We start from the raw sequence: 1,614 nt of genomic DNA, 5'->3' as shown, positions 1-1,614 counted from the left end.
GGCGCGAGACAGGCCCGGAGGCCGCAAGCATCGCGATAGGCCGGTGGCGGTGTACAAACTGTTACAGCGATTCTACGACCAGATGCGCTGAGTTATGGCGCGGTATCAGAAGGTTACACGAAGCCGCCGGCCGCCTTGGTGCAATATCGGGGTTAGCCCCCCGGGCTTGAGCCAGGTCAATGCATGGTGAATCCTGAGCTGCCAGGGTCATCATGTGCCAAAAGAATCCGGCGCCGGAGCGTATGCCAGGCGTCAGATCGGTGGTTGGCCCGAAACGGGCCGGGAGGATGCGCACATGTCAGCCTGGATCATCCCTGCGGCGGCAGGCGTGGCCCTGCTTGCCCTGATCATTGCCCTTGCCTGGGCCATCTCCGCGAACATGCGCGAGGGGCTGCTCTTTCGCAGCGGGCTCGCCCGCCGGCTGGAAGAGTTGCGCCTGCAGCGGCTCATGGCCCTGCTGGGCCTCGATCCCAACCGTTACCTCCACGCCGCGCGCATCGTCGACGTGGAGCGGCACATGCGCACCTGCAAAGAGTGCGAGGAGACCGCGCGCTGCGATGATGCCCTGGACAAGGAGACACCCGACGCGCTGGCCGGGCGTTGCGCCAACTACAGGGAGCTGGACATCGTGCGCCGCGCAGTGAAGGATTCCTGAACACCGGGGACCGTCGTCTGCCGCCGGACCCGCGCCGGGTGGCGCAGTTCGCCGAAGCCTGATCCACTGCCTTGACGGGGACCGGGGCAGGGTCAACCATGGCCGGATGTTTCCCATCCGCGATGACAATCCGCATTTCCTCACACCCTATGTAACCTACGCCCTCATCGGTCTCAACGCGGGCACATGGTTCTTCGTGCAGGGTCTCGGAACACCGGCCGCATTGGGCCAGTCCATCTGCATGTTCGGCGTGATCCCCGCGGAGCTGCTCGGCACCCTGCCATCCGGCACGCGTGTGGCCCTGGGTCCGGACCTGGTCTGCGTGATTGACCAGGGCAGCGCCTGGTATACGCCGGTCACGTCCATGTTCATGCACGGCGGCTGGTTTCACCTGATCGCCAACATGTGGTTCCTGTGGATCTTCGGCAACAACGTCGAGGACGCCATGGGTCACCTGCGTTTCGCGGTGTTCTACCTGCTGTGCGGCCTTGCCGCCGTTGGCGCACAGGTGGCCGCGGGTCCGGAATCGGCCATCCCGATGGTCGGGGCCTCCGGGGCCATTGGCGGCGTGATGGGGGCGTACGTGCTGCTCTACCCGCGGGTCAATGTCCACATGCTGGTGTTTTTCGGTTTCATCTTCGTGGTGGCGGTACCCGCCGTGTTCATGCTCGGCTACTGGTTCCTTCTGCAGCTGATCGGCGGGCTGGGCACTCTGGGCGACGACGGCGGCGGCGTCGCCTTTTGGGCCCACGCGGGCGGATTCGCCGCGGGCATGATGCTGGTCCCGCTGTTCAAGAACGCCGCGCTGCTGCGCCGCCATCCCTACTACGGCTGGCGCCGTCGCTCCGCCAGCCGCGGCTGGCGGCGGGTTCGCTAGCTGTGATCTCTCAATACGTTGTTCATCCGGGGTGAGCTGCTGGCAGGCAGAGCCGGTTGTAGGAGCCCAGCCCTCTGGGCGA

2 protein-coding genes are annotated in these 1,614 nt (G+C 65.7%); both read left to right on the top strand.

All coding sequences use genetic code 11. The features are described 5' to 3' along the window. The first annotated feature begins 295 nt into the window (after positions 1 to 295). Positions 296 to 655 (top strand): hypothetical protein, encoded by a 360-nt coding sequence (locus tag B1C78_RS16950; protein WP_077280331.1) that lies wholly within the window; start codon positions 296 to 298, stop codon positions 653 to 655. 106 nt (positions 656 to 761) lie between these two features. After that, entirely contained in the window at positions 762 to 1,532 is a 771-nt protein-coding gene (locus B1C78_RS16945) for a rhomboid family intramembrane serine protease (RefSeq protein ID WP_077280330.1), read from the top strand. Positions 1,533 to 1,614: the final 82 nt, after the last annotated feature.

Origin of the sequence: Thioalkalivibrio denitrificans, from assembly GCF_002000365.1 — a bacterium.
Classification (GTDB): domain Bacteria; phylum Pseudomonadota; class Gammaproteobacteria; order Ectothiorhodospirales; family Ectothiorhodospiraceae; genus Thioalkalivibrio_A; species Thioalkalivibrio_A denitrificans.
Note: the sequence above shows the minus strand (reverse complement) of the source record. Positions and strands in the feature narration are given on the sequence as shown.